Origin of the sequence: Nocardioides sp., from assembly GCF_031422975.1 — a bacterium.
In the GTDB taxonomy this organism is placed as follows: domain Bacteria; phylum Actinomycetota; class Actinomycetes; order Propionibacteriales; family Nocardioidaceae; genus Nocardioides.
Genome location: NZ_JANPEO010000363.1, coordinates 1 through 4,989, shown reverse-complemented (window position 1 = coordinate 4,989; position 4,989 = coordinate 1). Strand labels below are relative to the sequence as shown.

The 4,989-nt window shown below is 68.5% G+C and carries 7 protein-coding genes; all 7 read left to right on the top strand.

Annotated features, from left to right (window positions below; all coding sequences use genetic code 11):
• Positions 1-5: 5 nt before the first annotated feature.
• Complete coding sequence (recA, locus tag RMO85_RS11005) at positions 6-1,055, top strand: recombinase RecA (RefSeq protein WP_310528767.1); 1,050 nt, start codon at positions 6-8, stop codon at positions 1,053-1,055.
• Positions 1,045-1,878, top strand: a complete 834-nt coding sequence (locus RMO85_RS11000; RefSeq protein ID WP_310528766.1) for a regulatory protein RecX — start codon at positions 1,045-1,047, stop codon at positions 1,876-1,878. Before recA ends, RMO85_RS11000 begins: the two co-directional genes overlap by 11 nt.
• 125 nt (positions 1,879-2,003) lie before the next feature.
• Complete coding sequence (locus RMO85_RS10995; protein ID WP_310528765.1) at positions 2,004-2,708, top strand: GNAT family N-acetyltransferase; 705 nt, start codon at positions 2,004-2,006, stop codon at positions 2,706-2,708.
• 34 nt (positions 2,709-2,742) lie between these two features.
• Complete coding sequence (locus RMO85_RS10990) at positions 2,743-3,594, top strand: PPK2 family polyphosphate kinase (protein ID WP_310528764.1); 852 nt, start codon at positions 2,743-2,745, stop codon at positions 3,592-3,594.
• Positions 3,591-4,355: a HipA family kinase gene (locus RMO85_RS10985; protein WP_310528763.1), complete on the top strand. Its 765-nt coding sequence runs from the start codon at positions 3,591-3,593 to the stop codon at positions 4,353-4,355. Before RMO85_RS10990 ends, RMO85_RS10985 begins: the two co-directional genes overlap by 4 nt.
• Positions 4,352-4,732 (top strand): DUF3037 domain-containing protein, encoded by a 381-nt coding sequence (locus RMO85_RS10980; RefSeq protein WP_310528762.1) that lies wholly within the window; start codon positions 4,352-4,354, stop codon positions 4,730-4,732. The genes RMO85_RS10985 and RMO85_RS10980 overlap by 4 nt, the downstream gene beginning before the upstream one ends.
• A gap of 64 nt (positions 4,733-4,796) precedes the next feature.
• The coding region (locus RMO85_RS10975) for a DNA alkylation repair protein (protein WP_310528761.1) at positions 4,797-4,989 on the top strand (193 nt) is incomplete at its 3' end.

Below are 4,989 nucleotides of genomic sequence, written 5' to 3'. Positions count from 1 at the left end.
ACAGCATGGACGACAACAAGCAAAAAGCACTCGAAGCGGCGCTCTCGCAGATCGAAAAGCAATACGGCAAGGGCTCCATCATGAGAATGGACGATGCCGCGATCAAGGATATCGACGTGGTGTCCACCGGTTCGCTCGGCCTGGACATCGCGCTGGGCGTAGGCGGCCTGCCGCGCGGCCGGGTGGTCGAGATCTACGGGCCGGAATCCTCGGGCAAGACGACCCTGACGCTGCAGGTCATCGCCGAGATGCAGAAAATCGGCGGCACCGCCGCCTTCATCGACGCGGAAAACGCGCTCGACATTTCCTACGCCGCCAAGCTCGGCGTGAAAACCGAGGACCTCCTCATCTCCCAGCCCGATACGGGCGAGCAGGCGCTGGAAATCGCCGACATGCTGGTCCGTTCCGGTGCGCTCTCGCTGATCGTGATCGACTCCGTGGCCGCCCTGGTCCCGCGTGCCGAGATCGAGGGCGAGATGGGCGACAGCCACGTCGGCCTGCAGGCCCGGCTGATGAGCCAGGCGCTGCGCAAGATGACCGGCGCGCTCAACAATTCCAAGACCACGATGATCTTCATCAACCAGTTGCGCGAGAAGATCGGCGTCATGTTCGGCTCGCCCGAGACCACCACCGGTGGCAAGGCGTTGAAGTTCTACTCCTCGGTGCGCCTCGACGTGCGCCGCATCGAGACGCTCAAGGACGGCACCGACATGGTCGGCAACCGCACCCGCGTCAAGGTCGTGAAGAACAAGGTGGCGCCGCCGTTCAAGCAGGCCGAGTTCGACATCATGTACGGCAAGGGCATCAGCCGTGAGGGGGGACTGATCGACGTCGGTGTCGAGGCCGGCCTGGTCCGCAAGGCCGGCGCTTGGTACACCTACGAGGGCGACCAGCTCGGGCAGGGCAAGGAAAACGCACGCACCTTCCTCAAGGACAACCCGGACCTGGCCAACGAGCTGGAGAAGAAGATCCTGGAGAAGCTCGGAGTCGGCCCGAAGGTCGACAAGCCTGCCGACGACCTCTCCGACGAGCCGATCGGTGTGAGTGACTTCTGAGCCGACCGGACCGGCGAGCGGTTCGGTGAGCGAGGACCGGCCGGCGCCGGCGTGGGCGGGTGACGTCCACGCCGGGGTCGAGGCCTGGACTCGCTCGTCGAGGTTGGCGAAGACGCGCTCCCCGGATGCGGACGGGCCCGACGAGCCGTTCGAGCGGGTGCCCACCCGCAGGTCGGGCCGTCGCTCGGGCAGATCTCGTGAGCGTGCGACGCGTCGGCCCGCGGACCGCAGATCGGAGCAGACCCCCGCTCCGCCCGACACGCTGGCGCAGGGTCCCGACGCCGACCCGGAGGCGGTGGCACGCAAGATCCTGCTCGATGCCCTCACCGGGCAGGCGCGCTCGCGCAAGGAGCTGGCCGACAAGCTGGCGAAGAAGGACGTGCCCAGCGAGCTGGCCGAGCGCCTGCTCGACCGGTTCACCGACGTCGGCCTGATCGACGACGAGGCCTTCGCCAAGGCATGGATCGAGTCGCGCCGCTCTGTGGGATCTGGGGGAGGCAAGGGGCTGGCGCGACGTGCCCTGGCACACGAGCTGCGACGCAAGGGCATCGACGCCGAGGTCGCTCGCGACGCCTTGGACGAGATCGACCCCGCCGACGAGGCGGCCGCGGCCCGGATGCTGGTGCGCAAGAAGTTGCGTTCCGTCCGCGGGCTCGAGCAGCAGCTGGCCACGCGCCGACTGGTCGGCATGCTGGCCCGCAAGGGCTATGGCCCCGGCATGGCGTTCGCCATCGTCAAGGAGGAGTTGCGACACGACGCCGAGCACGACCCGGCGGCCGAGTTCGAGGCAGACATGGATGCAGGGCCCGACGAGGAGTTCTAGTCTCGGGTCATGGGAGACCTACAGCCTGTCCATGACGAGCATTGCCGACGCCTGAGCGGGCACCATCTCGCCAACGTCATCGCTGATGGGTCTCGGATCCGGGCCGATCCTGGCGCCCTGCACAGATGAGCATTCGGCTGACCATCGCCGATCGGGGCCACGAGCTGTCCGGAGTGGTGCGCGAGGGCGAGTCCTGGCGGGCGGCGGCGGCCCGGACTGCCGGCTCGCTCAGCGGCGTACCCGTGCCTGTCGACCTGTCCGGCGAGGTCAAGCGGTTCGTCATCGACCACGATCGGGTGGTGACGTTGCGCGCGATGACGCGCGGCGACCTGCCCAAGGTGGCGCAGTGGCGCCAGCAGCCGCACGTCCTCCAGTGGTGGGCCTGCGACGGCGAGCCCACGCTGGAACGGGTCACTGAGCAGTACGCCGACGACATCGACGGCACCAGCCCGACCCGGATCTGGGTGGCCGAGGTCAACGGTCGCTCGGTCGCCTTCGTGCAGGACTACCGCATCGGCGACTACCCCGACTACTCCCTGCTGGCCCCGGATCCGGACGCGATCGGTCTTGACTACGCCATCGGTGACCCGGAGTGGCTCGGTCGCGGCCTCGGTGTGCCGATCGTGTGGGCGTGGATGATCAAGACCCGCCACCGCCTACCTGACGCCAAGGCCTACTTCGCGGCGCCGGACCACCGCAACGGTGCCAGCCTGCGCGTGCTCGAGAAGCTCGGCTTCACCCAGGGGCTGTGGTTCGACGAGCCGCAGACGGATGGTTCGGTGACGACGGTCGTGGGCTGCACGCTTGACGTGGGTCGCGTCCTCGCCTGAGGCGAGAGAAGCCGCCGTGAGCCATGATGTGCTCATGACCGACGCGATCGCCGACACAGTCCGCCTCAGCCCGGGCCCCGTTGATCTGCGCGCGATCGAGAGCGACGCCGCACCAGGTTTCGAGGGGAAGAAGGCGGACGGCAAGGCCGCGCTGGCCGAGATGGCCGCCGAGCTCGCCGACCTGCAGGAGCGACTGTGGGCCGAGCGCACCGCCGGTTCCGAACGCCGCGTGCTGCTGGTGCTCCAGGGCATGGACACGTCGGGCAAGGGTGGCGTGCTGCGACACACGGTCGGTCTGATCGACCCGCAGGGCGTGCGGATCACCAGCTTCAAGGCGCCCACCGACGTGGAGTTGCAGCACGACTTCCTGTGGCGGATCGAGAAGGGCCTGCCCGCGGCCGGCTACCTCGGTGTCTTCGACCGTTCGCACTACGAGGACGTGCTGATCGCCAGGGTTCGCGGGTTCGCCGAGCCGGCGGAGATCGAGCGGCGGTACGGCGCGATCAACGACTTCGAGGCCAAGCTCGTCGCTGAAGGCACGACGCTCGTCAAGTGCATGCTCCACCTCAGCGCCGACGAGCAGAAGCTGCGACTCCAGGAGCGACTCGACAACCCGGAGAAGCACTACAAGTTCAATCCCGGCGACCTCGATGAGCGCGCGTTGTGGCCGGCCTACCGCGAGGCGTACGAGATCGCCCTGGAGCGCACCAACACCGAGGTCGCGCCCTGGCACGTGATCCCGGCCGACAAGAAGTGGTTCCGCAACCTCGCGGTCGCGCAACTGCTCCGCGGCGCGCTGCGTGGCCTCGACCTGCACTGGCCGGCCGCAGAGTTCGACGTCGAGGAGCAGAAGCGACGGCTGGCCCACGAGGCACCACTCGCGTGATAGCAACCGTCGACGTCACGCGCTACGTCACGCCGCTACGCGAGGGCGGCAGCCTGCCCGGCATCGTGGAGGCCGACGACCTGGGCACCTACGTCTGCAAGTTCCGCGGCGCCGGACAGGGTCTCAAGGTGCTGGTGGCCGAGGTCATCGTCAGTGAGCTCGCCCGACGGATCGGCCTGCGCACGCCGCGCCTCGTTGCCCTCGACCTCGACTCCGAGATCGCCCGCTACGAGGCCGACGAGGAGGTGCAGGACCTCCTGACCGCGAGCGTCGGGCTCAACCTCGGCGTCGACTTCCTGCCCGGGGCCTTCGGCTACGACGGTGAGCTGACCACCACTGGTGCCGAGGCTGCCGCTGTGCTCTGGCTCGATGCGTTCACCGCCAACGTGGATCGTTCGTGGAAGAACCCCAACCTGCTGGTGTGGCACGGCGACCTCTGGGTGATCGACCACGGCGCGTCGCTGTACTTCCATCACGGCTGGGCCGGGGGAGTGAGCGATCCGGACCGCTTCGCGCGCCAACCGTGGGACATCACCGCCCATGTCATGGAGACGCGGGTCGCCGAGCTCCCCGAGGCCGACGCGCGTATCAGCCCGCTGCTCGACGAGAGCGTGTTCGTGGAGATCCTTCAACAGGTGCCGGACGCCTGGCTCGAACCCGTGCCGGGTGCCGAGGGCGCCGAGGAGCTCAGGTCGGCGTACACCGCCTTTCTGAGCGCACGACTGGCGACGCGAGCCTGGCTGCCGGGTGCGTCGTCGTGAGCCGTCTCGCCTATCAGTACGTCACGATGCGCTGCGTCCCGAGGCCCGAGCGTGAAGAGTTCGTCAACGTCGGCGTGGTGCTCTACTGCCAGTCCGTCGACTTCCTCGACGTCGTGTGGCAGTGCGACCGCGAGCGGCTCGTCGCGCTCGACCCGCGGCTCGACGTCGATGCCGTGTGCGCTGCGCTGGCCTTCGTCGAGGGTGTGTGCCGGGGGGACCTTCGCGTCGGCGCGGCCGCTCGGCAGTCGCTGGGCCAGAGGTTCGGCTTCCTGAAGGCGCCGAAGAGCACGGTGCTGCAGCCCGGCCCGGTGCACGGGGGCATGACCACCGATCCTGCCCGGCAGCTCGAGCACCTGCTGGAGCGGCTGGTCGGATGACCACGTTGATGGACCGCGCCAAGGTGACGTCGCTGATGCGCGACTGCACCGGCGACGAGTTCTGGTGGATCCGGCGGACCGCGGTGCTCAGCCAGCTGAGGCACCGGGACGCGACCTCACCGCCCTGTTGTCGCACGCGCTCCTCGCCGACCTCGACGACACGGTGTTCGGCAAGGAGTTCGTCATCCGCAAGGCGCTCGGCTGGGCGCTGCGCGAGCATGCCAGGACAGATGCCGCGTGGGTCCTCGACTTCGTCG

Bases quoted from the DNA above. Each gene is read 5' to 3' on its own strand.
- recA (WP_310528767.1), top strand. From the start codon at position 6: ATGGACGACAACAAGCAAAAAGCACTCGAAGCGGCGCTCTCGCAGATC.
- RMO85_RS10995 (WP_310528765.1), top strand. From the start codon at position 2,004: ATGAGCATTCGGCTGACCATCGCCGATCGGGGCCACGAGCTGTCCGGA.
- RMO85_RS10990 (WP_310528764.1), top strand. From the start codon at position 2,743: ATGACCGACGCGATCGCCGACACAGTCCGCCTCAGCCCGGGCCCCGTT.